18 protein-coding genes are annotated in these 17515 nt (G+C 50.0%); 9 read left to right on the plus strand and 9 right to left on the minus strand.

Translation table 11 applies throughout. The features are described 5' to 3' along the window. Positions 1-29 precede the first annotated feature (29 nt). The 4 genes from pqiA to rmf all read left to right on the plus strand — a co-directional run bounded on the left by pqiA (position 30) and on the right by rmf (position 3912). Positions 30-1283 (plus strand): membrane integrity-associated transporter subunit PqiA, encoded by a 1254-nt coding sequence (gene pqiA / locus PS053_RS00345; protein WP_025237262.1) that lies wholly within the window; start codon positions 30-32, stop codon positions 1281-1283. Positions 1284-1287: 4 nt separating this feature from the next. After that, positions 1288-2925 (plus strand): intermembrane transport protein PqiB, encoded by a 1638-nt coding sequence (gene pqiB / locus PS053_RS00350; RefSeq protein WP_000444171.1) that lies wholly within the window; start codon positions 1288-1290, stop codon positions 2923-2925. After that, the gene (gene pqiC / locus PS053_RS00355; RefSeq protein WP_000759093.1) at positions 2925-3488 is read left to right on the plus strand and encodes a membrane integrity-associated transporter subunit PqiC; all 564 of its coding nucleotides are present in this window, start codon (positions 2925-2927) and stop codon (positions 3486-3488) included. Before pqiB ends, pqiC begins: the two co-directional genes overlap by 1 nt. 256 nt (positions 3489-3744) lie before the next feature. Then, positions 3745-3912, plus strand: a complete 168-nt coding sequence (gene rmf, locus PS053_RS00360; RefSeq protein WP_000828648.1) for a ribosome modulation factor — start codon at positions 3745-3747, stop codon at positions 3910-3912. Positions 3913-3980: 68 nt separating this feature from the next. Here the strand turns inward: rmf and fabA are convergent, their stop codons facing one another. Together fabA and PS053_RS00370 are read right to left on the minus strand one after the other, a co-directional pair. Beyond that, positions 3981-4499 carry a bifunctional 3-hydroxydecanoyl-ACP dehydratase/trans-2-decenoyl-ACP isomerase gene (gene fabA, locus PS053_RS00365; RefSeq protein WP_002462364.1) on the minus strand — a complete coding sequence of 173 codons (519 nt, stop codon included), beginning with the start codon at positions 4497-4499 and terminating at the stop codon, positions 3981-3983. A 68-nt stretch (positions 4500-4567) separates the two neighbouring features. After that, a complete protein-coding gene (locus PS053_RS00370; protein ID WP_000156442.1) occupies positions 4568-6328 on the minus strand; it encodes an AAA family ATPase in 1761 nt (586 codons plus the stop codon). A gap of 185 nt (positions 6329-6513) precedes the next feature. On the opposite strand from PS053_RS00370, the gene matP reads away from it, so the two are divergent. Then, on the plus strand, positions 6514-6966 hold the full coding sequence (matP, locus tag PS053_RS00375; RefSeq protein WP_000877164.1) for a macrodomain Ter protein MatP: 453 nt from the start codon (positions 6514-6516) through the stop codon (positions 6964-6966). A gap of 207 nt (positions 6967-7173) precedes the next feature. Further along, on the plus strand, positions 7174-7632 hold the full coding sequence (gene tnpA, locus PS053_RS00380; RefSeq protein WP_000526135.1) for an IS200/IS605-like element IS200C family transposase: 459 nt from the start codon (positions 7174-7176) through the stop codon (positions 7630-7632). A 119-nt stretch (positions 7633-7751) separates the two neighbouring features. On the opposite strand, the gene ompA is transcribed toward tnpA, so the two are convergent. Both ompA and sulA read right to left on the minus strand, forming a co-directional pair. After that, positions 7752-8804: a porin OmpA gene (ompA, locus tag PS053_RS00385; RefSeq protein WP_024164823.1), complete on the minus strand. Its 1053-nt coding sequence runs from the start codon at positions 8802-8804 to the stop codon at positions 7752-7754. A gap of 355 nt (positions 8805-9159) precedes the next feature. Beyond that, on the minus strand, positions 9160-9669 hold the full coding sequence (sulA, locus tag PS053_RS00390; protein WP_000288703.1) for an SOS-induced cell division inhibitor SulA: 510 nt from the start codon (positions 9667-9669) through the stop codon (positions 9160-9162). Between the two features lie 217 nt (positions 9670-9886). On the opposite strand from sulA, the gene PS053_RS00395 reads away from it, so the two are divergent. After that, positions 9887-10516, plus strand: a complete 630-nt coding sequence (locus PS053_RS00395; RefSeq protein ID WP_256879330.1) for a TfoX/Sxy family DNA transformation protein — start codon at positions 9887-9889, stop codon at positions 10514-10516. On the opposite strand, the gene yccS is transcribed toward PS053_RS00395, so the two are convergent. Both yccS and PS053_RS00405 read right to left on the minus strand, forming a co-directional pair. Next, complete coding sequence (gene yccS / locus PS053_RS00400; RefSeq protein ID WP_072248637.1) at positions 10476-12641, minus strand: YccS family putative transporter; 2166 nt, start codon at positions 12639-12641, stop codon at positions 10476-10478. The genes PS053_RS00395 and yccS overlap by 41 nt on opposite strands. A 9-nt stretch (positions 12642-12650) precedes the next feature. Continuing rightward, the gene (locus tag PS053_RS00405) at positions 12651-13097 is read right to left on the minus strand and encodes a YccF domain-containing protein (RefSeq protein WP_001261228.1); all 447 of its coding nucleotides are present in this window, start codon (positions 13095-13097) and stop codon (positions 12651-12653) included. Between the two features lie 122 nt (positions 13098-13219). Here PS053_RS00405 and helD point away from each other — a divergent pair, with 122 nt between their 5' ends. Further along, on the plus strand, positions 13220-15274 hold the full coding sequence (gene helD / locus PS053_RS00410) for a DNA helicase IV (RefSeq protein ID WP_256879338.1): 2055 nt from the start codon (positions 13220-13222) through the stop codon (positions 15272-15274). Positions 15275-15305: 31 nt separating this feature from the next. On the opposite strand, the gene mgsA is transcribed toward helD, so the two are convergent. After that, on the minus strand, positions 15306-15764 hold the full coding sequence (gene mgsA, locus PS053_RS00415) for a methylglyoxal synthase (RefSeq protein ID WP_000424182.1): 459 nt from the start codon (positions 15762-15764) through the stop codon (positions 15306-15308). Between the two features lie 95 nt (positions 15765-15859). After that, entirely contained in the window at positions 15860-16522 is a 663-nt protein-coding gene (locus PS053_RS00420) for a DUF2057 family protein (protein WP_000847777.1), read from the minus strand. 172 nt (positions 16523-16694) lie between these two features. Here PS053_RS00420 and PS053_RS00425 point away from each other — a divergent pair, with 172 nt between their 5' ends. Then, entirely contained in the window at positions 16695-17108 is a 414-nt protein-coding gene (locus PS053_RS00425; protein WP_002462360.1) for a CoA-binding protein, read from the plus strand. A gap of 44 nt (positions 17109-17152) precedes the next feature. Here PS053_RS00425 and hspQ read toward each other — a convergent pair whose 3' ends face one another. Continuing rightward, positions 17153-17470 carry a heat shock protein HspQ gene (hspQ, locus tag PS053_RS00430; protein WP_001295356.1) on the minus strand — a complete coding sequence of 106 codons (318 nt, stop codon included), beginning with the start codon at positions 17468-17470 and terminating at the stop codon, positions 17153-17155. Positions 17471-17515: the final 45 nt, after the last annotated feature.

Here is a 17515-nt window from a genome sequence, read left to right on the forward strand (position 1 = left end):
GTAGAATAGCGCATCATTAAGGAGTACCAATGTGCGAACATCATCATGCCGCGAAGCATATTCTGTGCTCGCAGTGTGACATGCTGGTGGCTTTACCCAGCCTTGAGCATGGTCAGAAAGCGGCATGTCCCCGGTGTGGCACAACGTTAACTGTGGCATGGGATGCACCCCGACAGCGTCCCACCGCTTATGCGTTGGCTGCATTGTTCATGCTGTTGCTGTCCAACTTGTTCCCTTTTGTGAATATGAATGTTGCGGGTGTAACCAGTGAGATTACGTTACTGGAAATCCCGAACGTGTTGTTTTCTGAGGACTATGCCAGTCTCGGCACTTTCTTCCTGCTGTTTGTGCAATTGGTTCCCGCCTTTTGCCTGATTACCATTCTGCTACTGGTAAATCGCGTTGAATTACCTGTCCGCGTAAAAGAGCAACTGGCACGGGTGCTGTTTCAACTCAAAACCTGGGGAATGGCGGAGATTTTCCTCGCTGGTGTGCTGGTCAGTTTTGTCAAACTGATGGCCTACGGCAGCATTGGCGTGGGCAGCAGTTTTCTGCCCTGGTGTTTATTTTGTGTGCTGCAACTGCGCGCTTTCCAGTGTGTTGATCGTCGCTGGCTATGGGATGATATCGCCCCGATGCCAGTGCTTAATCAGCCGCTAAAAGCGGGCGTCACAGGGATACGTCAGGGGCTACGCTCCTGCTCATGTTGTACAGCCATTCTTCCTGCCGATGTTCCAGTGTGCCCACGTTGTGGCACCAAAGGCTACGTTCGGCGTAGAAATAGTCTGCAATGGACACTGGCGCTGCTTGTTACGTCGATCATGCTGTATCTCCCGGCGAATATTTTGCCCATCATGGTGACCGATTTATTAGGCTCGAAGATGCCGTCGACTATTCTCGCAGGGGTTATTTTATTGTGGAGTGAAGGTTCTTATCCCGTCGCTGCAGTTATCTTTCTGGCCAGTATTATGGTGCCGACGTTAAAGATGATTGCGATTGGCTGGTTGTGCTGGGATGCAAAAGGTCACGGCAAGCGTGACAGTGAAAGAATGCATTTGATTTACGAAGTTGTTGAGTTTGTAGGCCGCTGGTCAATGATTGACGTTTTTGTTATCGCGGTGCTCTCGGCGCTGGTGCGTATGGGAGGCTTAATGAGTATTTATCCGGCAATGGGTGCATTAATGTTTGCTTTAGTCGTCATAATGACAATGTTTTCTGCAATGACATTTGATCCGCGTTTATCGTGGGATCGTCAACCAGATCCAGAGCATGAGGAGTCCTGACAGTATGGAATCTAAGAATGGGGAAGCCAAAATCCAGAAAGTGAAGAACTGGTCTCCCGTGTGGATATTTCCTATCGTCACGGCGCTTATAGGGGCCTGGGTTCTTTTTTATCATTACAGTCATCAGGGGCCAGAAGTCACCCTGATTACCGCGAATGCGGAAGGGATAGAAGGGGGCAAGACAACCATTAAAAGCCGCAGCGTTGATGTTGGCGTGGTCGAAAGCGCTACGCTTGCTGATGATTTAACGCATGTTGAAATTAAAGCGCGCCTCAACGCCGGTATGGAAAAACTGCTGCATAAAGATACTGTCTTTTGGGTGGTGAAACCGCAAATTGGGCGTGAAGGTATTAGCGGCCTGGGTACGCTGCTCTCTGGGGTTTATATCGAACTACAACCGGGGGCGAAAGGCAGCAAAATGGACAAATATGATTTGCTTGATTCACCGCCGCTGGCGCCGCCGGATGCTAAAGGGATTCGAATCATACTCGACAGTAAAAAAGCCGGGCAACTCACTGCAGGAGATCCGGTGCTTTTTCGTGGCTACCGTGTAGGGTCGGTGGAGACCAGCACCTTTGATACGCAAAAACGTAGTATCAGTTATCAATTGTTCATCAATGCGCCTTATGACCGTTTGGTGACCAGCAACGTTCGCTTCTGGAAAGACAGCGGCATTGCGGTTGATCTGACGTCAGCGGGAATGCGCGTGGAGATGGGGTCGCTGACAACTTTGCTAAGTGGTGGCGTCAGTTTCGACGTGCCGGAAGGCCTGGAGCAGGGGCAGCCTGTCGCGCCGAAAACCGCATTCGTTTTGTATGATGATCAGAAGGGCATTCAGGATTCACTGTATACCGATCACATTGATTATCTGATGTTCTTTAAAGATTCTGTTCGCGGCTTGCAGCCGGGGGCGCCAGTAGAATTTCGTGGTATTCGCCTGGGAACAGTAAGTAAAGTGCCTTTCTTTGCGCCGAATATGCGTCAGACATTTAACGATGATTATCGTATTCCGGTGCTTGTTCGTATTGAACCTGAGCGACTGAAAATGCAGCTTGGGGAAAACAAAGATGTGGTTGAGCACCTTGGGGAGCTGTTGAAACGAGGTTTACGTGGTTCGCTGAAGACCGGAAATCTGGTCACAGGGGCATTGTATGTTGATCTCGATTTCTATCCGAATACACCAGCGATAACCGGGGTACGTGAATTCGATGGCTATCAGATCATTCCGACCGTTAGCGGCGGTCTGGCGCAAATCCAGCAACGTTTGATGGAAGCTCTGGATAAGATCAACAAGCTGCCATTGAATCCGATGATTGAGCAGGCGACCAGTACGCTGTCGGAAAGCCAGCGGACGATGAAAAATCTGCAAGCCACGCTGGATAGTATGAATAAAATCCTGGCAAGCCAGTCTATGCAGCAGTTGCCGACAGATATTCAGTCGACATTGCGTGAACTGAATCGCAGTATGCAGGGCTTCCAGCCGGGTTCTGCGGCTTACAACAAGATGGTGGCGGATATGCAGCGTCTTGATCAGGTATTGCGTGAACTGCAACCGGTGCTGAAAACGCTCAACGAGAAGAGCAACGCGCTGGTATTTGAAGCGAAGGATAAGAAAGATCCAGAGCCGAAGAGGGCGAAATAATGAAAAAATGGCTAGTGACGATAGCGGCACTATGGCTGGCCGGATGCAGCTCCGGTGAGATCAACAAAAACTACTACCAGTTACCTGTTGTACAGGGCGGTACGCAAAGTACCGCCAGCCAGGGCAACCGACTGTTATGGGTGGAGCAGGTTGCGGTTCCTGATTATCTGGCGGGAAATGGCGTGGTGTATCAGACCAGTGATGTGAAATACGTTATTGCCAATAACAATCTGTGGGCCAGCCCGCTGGACCAACAGTTACGCAATACGCTGGTTGCCAATCTGAGCACGCAATTACCCGGTTGGGTGGTTGCTTCACAACCTCTGGGCAGCGCTCAGGATACGCTCAACGTGACGGTCACGGAGTTTAATGGTCGTTATGATGGTAAGGTTATCGTCAGCGGTGAGTGGCTGTTGAACCATCAGGGGCAACTGATAAAACGTCCATTCCGTCTGGAAGGCGTACAAAATCAGGATGGCTACGATGAAATGGTCAAAGCCCTGGCCAGTGCCTGGAATCAGGAAGCGGCGGCGATGGCGCAAGAGATTAAGCGTCTTCCCTGATTATAAAGATTTGTAAATATAACCGTCTCTGGCATGTTGCCCGAGGCGGTTTTTTTTGTTTATTTTATGGGGAAAAACTTGTTCCGCTTCACATTTTTTGTACAACCGACATGCCCGTGTAGCTCACAAATATGACAGTGGCGTGAATTTTGCGCATTGACGACAGTTATGATTCGCGGTATTGCTTAACTGTGATTGCACATTTAGTAATCACTGTTTTCTTTTCCACCAGAAACCAGTATGAGGGAAACGAGGCATGAAGAGACAAAAACGAGATCGCCTGGAACGGGCACATCAACGTGGTTATCAGGCCGGCATCGCCGGACGCTCAAAAGAAATGTGTCCCTATCAGACGCTGAATCAAAGGTCACAATGGCTGGGAGGCTGGCGAGAAGCCATGGCGGACAGGGTAGTAATGGCCTGATTCTGTCTCTTTAAAAAGAAACCTCCGCAGTGCGGAGGTTTCGCCTTTTACACGCAGCCTGATTTTAATCAGAATGCAGAAGTGTCCTGGAACAGACCTACTTTCAGGTCGTTGGCTGTGTAGATCAAGCGACCATCAACCAGAACTTCACCATCGGCCAGACCCATGATCAAGCGACGGTTAACAATACGTTTAAAGTGGATACGATAGGTCACTTTTTTCGCCGTCGGCAGAACCTGACCGGTGAATTTCACTTCGCCTACGCCCAGAGCGCGGCCTTTACCTTCGCCGCCCAGCCAGCCGAGGTAGAACCCTACTAACTGCCACATGGCATCCAGGCCCAGACATCCCGGCATTACCGGATCGCCGATGAAGTGGCAGCCGAAGAACCACAGATCTGGATTGATATCCAGCTCTGCTTCAACATACCCTTTGTTGAAGTTACCGCCAGTCTCGGTCATTTTGACCACCCGGTCCATCATCAGCATGTTCGGCGCTGGCAATTGCGGGCCTTTCGCACCAAACAGTTCTCCGCGACCAGAGGCAAGAAGGTCTTCTTTCGTATAGGATTCGCGTTTATCTACCATGTTCTCTGTAAGCCTTATTTTATTGAAGCACGCAGGATAGCTAACACGTGTACGCTGAACAAGTCCGATCAGTTCGGAATAAACCCGTTCAGCCAACGTAATGGCCATGGAAAACGGTGACGTCCTTCCTGCTGCGATGCTTGCGCGATACGTTCCTGGATAGTTTGCATCAGCGTCGTCTGGCCTTCGCCATCCCACACCAGATTTAATAATAGAGGTAGTGCATCAGTGACATCATCCACTGCCCAGATAGTGAATTTACCTTCCTCTACCGCCTTCACAAGTTCATTGTGAAGACTTAGATGGCGAACGTTAGCGGTAGGGATAATCACGCCTTGTTTACCGGTTAACTCACGCTGTTGGCAGATAGCGAAGAAACCTTCAATTTTCTCATTCAGGCCACCGACTGGCTGGGCGCGTCCAAACTGATCCACCGACCCGGTAATAGCAATACTTTGATTGACCGGGACATCGGCGAGGGCGCTGATCAGGGCGCAGAGTTCAGCCATTGAGGCGCTGTCACCGTCCACTTCGCTATATGATTGCTCAAACGTCAGCGAGGCCGAGAAGGGAATTTGTTGTTCAAGCTGCAGTTCCGACATCAGGAATGCCTGCATGATCATCATCCCTTTAGCGTGAATATTGCCGCCGAGCTCTGCTTTCCGCTCAATATCGGTAAATTCACCGTCGCCAATGTGTACAACACAACTAATACGAGAAGGCTCGCCAAAAGCGCGCGGATGTCCCGGAAATTCAACAACTGACAGGGCATTGATCTGCCCGACGCGTTCGCCTTCGGTTTCGATCAGGATCTGCTCCTGAAGAATTTCGTCTTGCATACGCTCAGCGAGGAAACCTTCGCGCCACTGTCGCTGTTGTAGCATTAAGTTTAGCTGTTCGCCGGTAAAGGTATCGCCTTCACACAGAGACGCGACTTCTTTGCACTGGCGAAGGATCCACTGCAGACTAAGCGGCAGCGTTTCTTGCTCACCGGTATAGCGGGCGGCTTCGCGGATAAGCACTGGCCAGGCATCAGCACCGGGCGCAGGCAGTTGGTTATGTTTAGCGGTAAAAGCAACCCAGCGACACCACTGGTTTACTGACTCGGCATCGACAATCTGCAGGGTATCTTCAAATTCGCTATAAATGACCTGCTCAGACAGATCCGGCTCCATCGCCTGAAAATCGGCCAGCGACTCGCGCTCGCCAACCAGAATGACTTTTAGCTTCAATGGCATTGAAGGAACGGAGACGGGGAGGGGACGAGACTCATCAAACGCGACCCAATCGAAGCGTTCACGGCTGACAATATTTTTCAGGCGCATCCACAGCAGAGGTTGTGCCAGCAGCGTGCGCAAAGAGATGATCAGAATGCCGCCATTTGCCTGATGTACCAGTCCCGGCTGTAAAGTAATGGCTCCATTAAACTGGCGCAGGCAGCCAAAGAGTTGTTCTGCCTCTACCCAATCAGCAGTGACGACTTGCGTTAATGTTGCAAAATTATCGTCAGTACTAACGGCATTACGTAACCGGATGGTGTGGCCGGAGATCTCATAGTGACCGCCCATCAGTTGGCCAGAGTCACCTTGTAGCGCGCTTGCAGCATCGGCAATGAGACTCAGGTACTCGGGCTCTTCCGGCGCCTTCGCCAGCATAAAAGAGGATGAAGCTCGAGTGTGCAGTAACTGTTCCAGCGCAAATTGCAGCCGCGGTTGAGTTTCGCTGAATAAAGGATCGTTTTCGTCAATAAAATGTGGCTGTGCAAATACTTCCTGATAACTTTCGGTATCAGGGATTAAGTCACGCCATGCAAGTTTCGTAATGGTCAAAGTTGATGTTTTTTAGTCTGTTGTCAAAGGTGCGATTATACCGTAACCGGCACTGCAGCACACGTAGAAAGCGTCGACAAAAGTTTTTGTATGCGCGCTAAAGTGCACAGGATAGAGATTCTTTTCATCACGCAGGTAAAAAGCTGATATTCTGTAAAGAGTTACACGGTAACATTGAGATCGCTATGAAATATCAACAACTTGAAAATCTTGAAAGTGGTTGGAAATGGAAGTATCTGGTGAAGAAGCACCGTGAAGGTGAGCTTATCACCCGGTACATCGAAGCCAGTGCCGCCCAGGAAGCCGTCGATGTGTTGCTATCGCTGGAGAACGAACCTGTGCTCGTAAATGGCTGGATTGACCAGCATATGAACCCGGAGCTGATCAATCGCATGAAGCAGACCATTCGAGCCAGACGAAAACGCCACTTTAACGCAGAACATCAGCATACGCGCAAGAAATCTATCGATTTGGAATTCATGGTCTGGCAACGTCTGGCTGGTCTTGCACAACGCCGCGGTAAAACGCTTTCCGAAACGATTGTCCAGCTGATTGAAGATGCGGAAAACAAAGAGAAATATGCAAATAAAATGTCTTCGCTAAAGCAAGATTTGCAGGCTCTACTGGGTAAGGAATAACCGACGAAAGTTATTTACTTTACTAAAGATGAAAAAAAACCCCGCGACAGCGGGGTTTTTTATTGTGCACAGAAAACCCCCAGCTAGGCTGGGGGTTCTGGAAAGCTTTCAGCTTTGAGCCAGTTATTAAAACCCCTTTTGATTTGTTAAAACACCTTGCGGTCTGGCAACTGCAAGTGTCAAACAAGAAATCAAAAGGGGGTCCCAATGGGGAACGAAAAGAGCTTAGCGCACACCCGATGGAACTGTAAATATCACATAGTTTTTGCGCCAAAATACCGAAGACAGGTGTTCTACAGAGAGAAGCGTAGAGCAATAGGCAGTATTTTGAGAAAGCTGTGTGAGTGGAAAAGCGTACGGATTCTGGAAGCTGAATGCTGTGCAGATCATATCCATATGCTTGTGGAGATCCCGCCCAAAATGAGCGTATCCGGCTTTATGGGATATCTGAAAGGGAAAAGCAGTCTGATGCTTTACGAGCAGTTTGGGGATTTGAAATTCAAATACAGGAACAGGGAGTTCTGGTGCAGAGGGTACTACGTCGATACGGTGGGTAAGAACACGGCGAAGATACAGGATTACATAAAGCACCAGCTTGAAGAGGATAAAATGGGAGAGCAGTTATCGATTCCCTATCCGGGCAGCCCGTTTACGGGCCGTAAGTAAGGAAGTTGGATGCAAATGTCAGATCGTGTGCGCCTGTTAGGGCGCGGCTGGTAAGAGAGCCTTACAGGCGCATTTGAAAAACCTCCGGCTATGCCGGAGGATATTTATTAGACGAGAACTTAAGCCTGCGGCTGAGTTACAACGTCTTTGATGCCTTTAACTTCGATCTCTACGCGACGATCCGGAGCCAGGCAGTCGATCAGTGCAGCGCGCTGTTTCACGTTGTCACAGGTGTTGCCAGTAACCGGGTTGGATTCGCCCATACCACGTGCGGAGATCTTGTCAGATGGGATACCTTTAGAGATCAGGTAATCAACGACGGACTGAGCACGACGCTCGGACAGACCCTGGTTGTAAGCGTCAGAACCGATACGGTCGGTGTAACCCAGAACAACTACGGAACCGTCTTTCGGATCCAGGTTGCTCAGCTGGCTGTACAGCTGATCCAGAGCAGCCTGACCTTCCGGTTTCAGGGTTGCTTTGTTGAAGTTGAACAGAACGTCAGACTTCAGAGTGAAGTGCTTGGTCTGTACTTCTGGAGCTGGAGCCGGAGCCGGAGCAACTACCGGAGCTGCTTCGCCCTGACCGAAACGATAGGAAACACCCAAGCTCAGCAGGCCGTTGTCCGGGCGAGTGCCGATGGTGTGAGCGTCACCGATGTTGTTGGTCCACTGGTATTCCAGACGGGTAGCGATTTCAGGAGTGATCGCGTACTCAACACCGCCAGCGAAGACCGGAGAAACGCCGGTGTCGTGGTCTTTAAAGGAAGCGCCACCAGGTACGTTAGCCTTGGTGTCTGCACGCCATACCATACCACCCAGACGAGTGTAGACGTCCAGATCGTCAGTGATTGGGTAACCCAGTTTAGCGGTCAGCTGAACGCCCTGAGCTTTGTATGCGCCATTGATGTTGTCGCCTTTGTACGGCATACGACCTAACCAGTCGTAACCCATTTCAAAGCCAACATACGGGTTAACCTGGTAACCACCAAAAGCACCTGCACCCAGTTGGTTTTCGTGGGTCGGACCATTGTTGTCGATGAAACCAGTGTCATGGAACTGGGACCAGCCCAGTTTAGCACCAGTGTACCAGGTGTTATCTTTCGGAGCGGCCTGCGCTACGGTAGCGAAACCAGCCAGTGCCACTGCAATCGCGATAGCTGTCTTTTTCATTTTTTGCGCCTCGTTATCATCCAAAATACGCCATGAATATCTCCAACGAGATAACACGGTTAAATCCTTCACCGGGGATCTGCTCAATATTAACTCTACCGATATCTTCGGCTTATGCCGAGCACCCCTGGCGATGTAAAGTCTACAACGTAGTTGAAAACTTACAAGTGTGAACTCCGTCAGGCATATGAAAAAAAAGACTTGTATAAGGTGCGTTTAACCTATTTTGTAAAAGAGCCATTGAGAAGAAAAATCGCGGAAACCGCTTCAGACAAGCCTCCGCACGGAAAATTAGTCACGACAGAAAGCATCCAGTGTGTGATAAAAAAAGTTCCAGGATTAATCCTAAATTTACTTAATGATACAAATTAGAATGAATTTTTAACCCGGAAAGTTGTCTCGTGGCGTGAGAAGAGGCACTTATCGGACGCATAATAAACCCCATTGCATTACCTTCGTTGGCAGCATCAACCAGCTCAGCATGCTCTTCTTCGGTCAGATCATCTGACAACCAACCGATCACCACACTGTAATTTCCTGTACGTAAAGCGCGAACCATTGACTCCACGGTGTGGCAAGGGGCAAGCTGACTCATCTGCATCACTTTAGTTAAGGGTAATCCAGCGGACTGAAACCACTCACGGCTTAGTTTTTGTTGCGGAGTTAACCAGAGCTGCCAACGCGATTGCTGACCGAGCTGCTGTAATAATGGTAAAAGCAGGAGTTGTGTCATCATGGGCTGATCTTCGCGATAGACAACTTCACTGATAAGCCCGGCTGTAGTGTTTTCCGTAGAGACACGCGCAATTTTACTTGCTGCGGATGAGAACGACGAAGAACGATGTGCATAGCCTGAAGTGTACATAATCAATCCAGCCCTGTGAGTTACTGTATGAATATACAGTACATCCAGCGACAACAAAGATCAACCCTATTTTCGGAAAGAGCCTCGCAATTTTTGTCGATGGTGACCCGAAAACTTAAATTAATCTTGCCCCTTGAGAATAAGTTGCCTATTTTCGTACTTAACGGATCCGTTAACGTGAATTATTCGTTTATGTTATGATTTTAAAAGGAATTTTATGAAAAGCCTCTCCTATAAGCGGATCTATAAGTCACAAGAATACCTTGCAACGTTAGGCACCATTGAATATCGATCGCTGTTTGGCAGTTACAGTTTGACGGTTAACGATACGGTATTTGCGATGGTTGCTGATGGTGAGTTGTATCTACGGGCTTGTGAACAAAGCGTACAGTACTGTGTAAAATATCCGCCAGTCTGGCTGACATATAAAAAGTGCGGCCGACCCGTGACTCTCAATTACTACCGGGTTGATGAAAGTCTATGGCGTAACCAACAGAAATTAGTTCGCTTGTCGAAATATTCCCTGGATGCTGCGCTGAAAGAGAAATGTACGCGCAACAATCTCCAGCGACTGAAAGATTTGCCGAATATGTCTTATCACCTGGAGTCGATTCTCGGTGAAGTGGGGATCAAGGATGTGCGGACTTTACGGATCCTTGGCGCAAAGATGTGCTGGTTGCGACTACGTCAGCATAATAGCCAGGTGACGGAGAAGATCTTATTCATGCTTGAAGGCGCAATTATTGATATTCATGAAGCAGCGCTCCCGGTGGCACGCCGCCAGGAGCTTGCTGAATGGGCTGAATCTATTGTGCCGAAACCGGAGTTTCCGACGGAACCTGAGTAATCCTGCGCTGCAGGCGACCAATTTCTGGCAACAATGCAATCAATAATCCAATTTGCTGTATGACCAGAGGTTCCTTGCTGTCTGCCCGTGGTTCAAGTTGCAGCATACGCTGCTTCAGGCCAGCTAATGCCAGATTGACGCGTTCTTCATCGGCAGGCTGATGATGTAGCGCGTCATCAACGTAACATACCGCGTCATCAAGAAACGCGAGGATTTGAGGATTAGTTAACTGTTCACGGTGAGCGCCGAGGGCAGAAATGTAGCTGGTGAATGTATGGTTGAGGCACAGTAAACGGAACGCGGCCTCGCGGATTTGCGGTGTGGCGTTCGGTTCACTGGACATATTCGATACCACAGAAGCCAGTTCGGCATCACGATTGTGAGCATCACGACGGGCGATACGATACGCCAGACGGTTATCGCGTCCCTGATGATATTGCTCAAGAATAGCGTCAAGATAACGGCAGTTAGCGTCAGTCGCACGCTCGAGCATCCGCGGTAGATTACGAAAACGCCAGTCTGGCCAGATATAGCTCACTGCTGCCCAGGCTATGGCGCAACCGATCAGCGTATCAACCACGCGAGGCAGCGCAACTTCAAAACCTTCGCCCAACAGGTTGAAGCACAGCAGAACCAACAGGGTGATGAACATAGTTGCATGCGCATATTGCACGTTGCGGAAAGCAAAAAAGAGCACGCCTGTAATGACCAGTAGTACCAGTTGTCCTTCCAGCGACGGAACAAACCACAGCACCGGGATGCCGATCGCAATACCTACCAGCGTGCCGATAATCCTTAATTTCAGGCGATGGCGCGTAGCGTTATAGTTTGGCTGGCAGACGAACAGGCTGGTCAGCAGGATCCAGTAGCCGTGGTTTATTCCTGTTATTTGAATGATGGCGTAGCCGACGCATAAGACCAGTGACATCCTGACCGCGTGACGGAAGAGGGCGGATTCCGGCGTAAAGTTACGGCTAAGACGCAGCCAGATATCACTTAGCCCGTGCGGGCTGTCGTCAGCAAGCTGGTTATCGGTATCGTTATGCGGCATTGCCTGGGCTTGCTCTGATTCAATCGTCGCCAGTTGAGCATCAATGGCGCGTAAGTTTGTCAGCAGAAATCCCAGTGCTTTTAGCAAATCAATCGGCGCGCCGTTATTGCGCATCCGCTCAAGCGCGGCGTCAATATGAGTGAAGGCGCGTTCAAAATGCGGATCGTGTTGATAAGGCTGGCGTAGCAAAATACAGCGTGACAGTTGCTGGCAAGCCTGGCCCTGCATCGACATCAGTCGCTGAAAGCGAAACAATACATCGCTGTGGCGAAAATGTTCGCGCAGCGTCTGGTACTGAATATGCGAAGAGCTGGCGCGCTCGTGGATATCTTGCGCCACAAAGTAGTAATGCAGAGTGCGTCGTGTTCCCCGTTGACCACGATCGCCACGTAGTCGCGTCAACAACGAGAGCTTTGTCTGATTCAGCGTTGCCATTAGTTGCCCGTTGGCAAGCGCTAAATCGTACAATGGCGCCTGGCTTTCATCTTCAATATCTGGATCAAACATGCGCGACTTGAGTTCCAGATATCGCGCAAGTTGTTCATAGCAACGCGCCAGGTTGTCCTGCAGCGGGCGGACAGGGAACAGTAGGTGACCGATAAGCGTCAGAACGTTGTACCAGATGGCACCGGCAAGTAGATATATCGGCTGCTGATACCAGTGTTCATACAGCGACGTACCCAGCATCGTGTAAATGGCGATGAGCAATGCGCCAAAAGCGATAGTCGCGTAGCGTTGACCCAGACCCCCGAGCAAAATAAAGCCGCTGGTGGAGAGCGTTAAGCCGATGGCAAACAGCCAGGGCCAGGGAAAAAGGAGTTCTACCGAGGCCGAAGCGATAAAAAAGCAGAACAGCGTAATGATGAGGTTACGCAGACGCCCCGCCAGTCGGTCATCAAGGTCGGTCAATGCTGCTGCAACCATACCGAGTGTGAGCGGAATGGTCAGTTTTACATCACCCAGCCACCACGGAAACGCAGTAGTACCGCAAAGCGCGATAAAAATGCGTGCGTAATACAGCCAGGTGCTGTTCCAGGTGTAGCGTTTGAGCAAAGGACTTAGCATAAAGGCCATAACGTTAGATTATTCGAAACGACGACGCGCATTCGCTTCACGCGCAGCACGAGCGGTTTCAACAGAAACCACACGACGGCCTACAGGCCACAGTGCAATAGCCGCAATTTTAAAGTTAGCAATGCCGACGGGAATACCGATGATGGTGAGACATTGCGCAATACCAGAGGCAATGTGCATTAAGCATAACCACCAGCCGAAGAAAATCAGCCAGAAAATATTCAGTATGGTACCGCCGGTATTGAGCAGTACGTTTTTGCCTGCCGGGTTCAGTTCATCGACATGAATCGCTTCATTGCCGTAGGGCAACAAAGAAAGCTTTGTGATTTCCCAGCAAGAACGCGTCAGTGGTAGGGTAAAAATCAGCACAATACTGACCAGGGTTGCCAGCAGCCAGGCCAGAGTTGTGGCAAATCCACCAAGCACAAAGTTCAGAATGTTCAAAACGGTACGCATAAAACCTCACTGTACTGTGGTTTTCTGTAATGGGCGGCAATTGTAACGTTTTTTTGGGCTGGAGCACGTTTTCTCTGACGGTTACACTGATAAGAAATAACATCGTGTGGATCTACAGAGTCATGGAACTGAAAGCGACAACTCTTGGCAAACGTCTGGCACAGCACCCTTATGATCGGGCGGTGATCCTTAATGCCGGGATAAAAGTTTCCGGCGATCGTCACGAATATATTATTCCATTCAACCAATTACTGGCGATTCATTGTAAGCGCGGCCTGGTATGGGGCGAGCTGGAGTTTGTACTGCCTGATGAAAAAGTGGTGCGTCTGCACGGCACCGAATGGGGCGAAACGCAGCGTTTTTACCATCATCTTGATGCCCACTGGCGGCGTTGGAGCGAAGAGATGAGTGAAATTGCCGCCGACGTTTTACAGCAACAACTGGATCTTATCGCCACGCGCACCGGAGGAAATAAGTGGCTGACGCGAGAGCAAACGACTGGCGTGCAGCAACAAATCCGCCAGGCTTTGTCGGCGCTGCCGTTGCCGGTAAACCGACTGGAAGAGTTTGATAACTGCCGTGAAGCGTGGCGCAAATGTCAGATCTGGCTGAAAGATATTGAAGGCGGTCGGCTGCAGCATAATCAGACATATACCGAAGCCATGCTTAACGAACATGCGGACTTTTTTCGTCAGGTTGAGTCTTCACCGCTTAACCCCGCTCAGGCCCGTGCTGTTGTTAATGGTGAGCACGCCTTATTAGTGCTCGCGGGAGCGGGAAGTGGAAAAACGTCGGTGTTGGTGGCGCGTGCGGGCTGGCTACTGGCGCGCGGCGAGGCATCCCCAGAGCAAATTTTATTGCTGGCGTTTGGGCGAAAAGCTGCTGAAGAGATGGACGATCGCATTCGTGAGCGACTACATACCGACGATATTACCGCGCGCACATTTCATTCACTGGCCCTGCATATTATTCAGCAAGGCAGTAAGAAAGTGCCGACAGTCAGCAAACTGGAGAATGACACCGCAGCTCGCCATGAACTCTTTATTAATGAGTGGCGCAAGCAATGTAGTGAAAAGAAAACACAGGCGAAAGGCTGGCGACAATGGCTGACGGAAGAAATGCAGTGGTCGGTACCAGAAGGTAATTTCTGGGACGATGAAAAATTGCAACGTCGTCTCGCATCTCGTCTTGATCGTTGGGTTGCTCTGATGCGGATGCACGGCGGCGCACAGGCGGAAATGATTGCCAGCGCGCCTGAAGAGATCCGCGACGTGTTCAGTAAACGAATCAAATTGATGGCTCCGTTATTGAAAGCCTGGAAGAGCGCGTTGAAGGCAGATAACGCCGTTGATTTTTCCGGTTTGATTCATCAGGCGATTGTGATCCTCGAAAAAGGCCGCTTTATCAGTCCGTGGAAACATATTCTGGTTGATGAATTTCAGGATATCTCACCGCAGCGCGCAGCGCTGTTGGCGGCGTTGCGTAAGCAAAACAGTCAGACGACGTTGTTTGCCGTTGGTGATGACTGGCAGGCGATTTATCGCTTCAGCGGTGCGCAAATGTCACTCACCACCGCCTTCCATGAAAACTTTGGTGAGGGCGATCGCTGTGATTTAGAGACGACTTATCGTTTCAACAGCCGTATTGGTGAGGTCGCGAACCGTTTTATTCAACAGAATCCCAATCAGTTGAAAAAGCCGCTGAACAGTTTGACTCATGGCGACAAGAAAGCTGTAACGCTTCTTGAAGAGAGCCAGCTTGATGCTTTGCTGGATAAGCTCTCAGGTTATGCCAAACCGGATGAGCGCATTCTGGTACTGGCGCGTTATCATCATCTGAAACCTGCCAGTCTGGAAAAAGCAGCGACGCGCTGGCCGAAGTTGCAAATTGACTTTATGACCATTCACGCCAGCAAAGGGCAACAGGCGGATTACGTCATCATTGTTGGTTTACAGGAAGGGAGTGATGGCTTCCCGGCTGCGGCGCGTGAGTCGATTATAGAAGAGGCGCTCCTGCCGCAGGTTGAAGATTTCCCTGATGCCGAAGAACGGCGATTAATGTATGTTGCGTTGACTCGCGCACGCCATCGGGTATGGGCGCTGTTCAACAAAGAGAATCCTTCTTCCTTTGTGGAAGTCCTGAAAAAACTGAGTGTGCCGGTAGCGAGAAAACCGTAAGAAACAGGCGGCGAGTGCCGCCTGTGCGAATTTACTTCAGACGTTCAGCAAGATAACGCTGATAGTCCGGGATCAGGATGTCCACTGCATCGTTGAAATGGGGTGACTGAATCAGGAAATCAGCCGTTGCCACATTGGTTGCGACCGGAATATTCCACACCGTTGCCAGACGTAGCAATGCTTTGACGTCGGGATCGTGTGGCACGGCGTTCAGCGGATCCCAGAAGAAAATCAACACATCAATTTTTCCTTCTGAAATCAATGCGCCCACTTGCTGATCGCCGCCCATTGGGCCGCTTAGCATGGCGTTAACGTTCATTCCGGTGGTGCGGGAAATTAAGTTGCCTGTGGTGCCCGTCGCATACAGTACGTGCTGCTCCAGTAACGGCTGGTGCCGCTCCACCCAGCTCATGAGCATTTGTTTGCAGTGATCATGGGCCACCAACGCAATATGCTTACGCGCTGGCAATGTGCGAGTCGTCAATTCCATAATTTACTTCCGTAGTTAGCTTTCCTACAGATTACTGTAAGCGTTTACCGCTGCAAGAGAAAGACCAAAAAAGCCTGCGCGCAGGCACAAAAATATCAGGAAGGTGGTTGTTTTTCAGCCCATTGCAGGAAAGTATTGCGCGTTTGCGGATCGGCTAGCTTAAACCAATATTTCAGTCGCTGTTCAGTGAGCACCTGTGACTGCGGTGGAATGGCGTCCAGCTCGGAAACGCCAGAAAGTAACGTGCTGTCGTCCGCCATCATGGTGGCAAATTGCGGTAGCGACGCGCGTTTCGCGGATTTGTTATAGCGCTCGACCTCCACTTCATAATCGATTGTTTTTGTTGTTGAAGTAATGACCAGAATGTCCAGTTTTACCGGAATCGGCGTTGCATCGCCATCAAGTAATTCGAGACGAGGCGCAACATCAAAATGATTAGCTTCTCGTTCATTCTCCAGTCGGGGCAGGCGAAAATTTACCTGGCTGATGAGCTGGGTATTAAAACTGACCACCAGCGGTGGGGAAATATACAGTCTTTCTTCATTAGCAGAAAGGTTAATGGTTTTTTCAACGCGAAAGACTAATTGATGTGGTCCATTATCCAGCTCGATGCTGTCAGCGCCGCGGAGCAGAGAACTGGAAACCTTCTTACCATCAAGCACCAGAAGATCAACATCGCTGGATAGCCGTAGCGTGGTGGCAAAAACGGTCACCGGCAAACATAATGCGATCAAGGTGGTCAAAATGCCGGTTTTCATAGATAGCTCCTGTCTAATGACCGCCTGAATAATAATGTATCAAAATTTTTCTTTAATCATACTTACTAACATATAGACATGTTTTCCGCTTTTGCTCTCATACATTTGTATTAGCTACATGGTTGGCATGTTGGGTTTGTCGTACACTTTGGTAAATAGTCTGGAGGAAATGATGAAAGAGACCGATATTGCAGCCATTTTAACGTCCACTCACACTATTGCGCTGGTAGGGGCAAGTGACAAACCCGATCGTCCAAGTTATCGCGTGATGAAATACCTGCTTGATCAGGGCTATCACGTCATTCCGGTCTCGCCTAAAGTCGCCGGTAAAACGCTGCTGGGTCAGCAGGGCTATGGCACGCTGGCGGAAGTGCCTGAAAAAGTCGATATGGTCGATGTCTTCCGTAATTCAGAAGCTGCCTGGGGTGTGACGCAGGAAGCTATCGCCATTGGCGCTAAAACCGTATGGATGCAGTTAGGGGTGATTAATGAGCAAGCGGCAGTTCTGGCGCGTGATGCCGGGTTACAGGTCGTAATGGATCGTTGCCCGGCCATTGAGATCCCTCGGCTGGGGCTGGCTAAATAAAAAATCCCCGGAAGGCAAAAACCTTCCGGGGATTTTTATCAGGATTAGTTACGCAGACGCGGCGCCTGGAGTTGTTTGCGGATAGTCTGCGCTAGCTCATCCATTGACGGTTGCTCTGGATGTTCATCCTGTAATTCGCTACTTAGCTGGGCTTCAGCCAGGTAGGTATGAACCGGTAGGCCGTTGTCATCCTCCATCACCACGTGATACCACGGAGCGGCGCGAAGCTCATCGTTTACCGCCAGCTCATCAGGCGACGGTTCAGAGAGCGAATAAACCGGGTCGATATCCACGACCACTCCGAGATAACCTAACAGGGAATGGCGGACCTGCTGGCCGATACCGAATTTGCTGGCAATCATAGTCACCTCCCGGGAAATCTTTTCCTTTGATATAAGGGTAAAATT

Source organism: Escherichia albertii, assembly GCF_028622335.1.
GTDB classification, from domain to species: Bacteria; Pseudomonadota; Gammaproteobacteria; order Enterobacterales; family Enterobacteriaceae; genus Escherichia; species Escherichia albertii.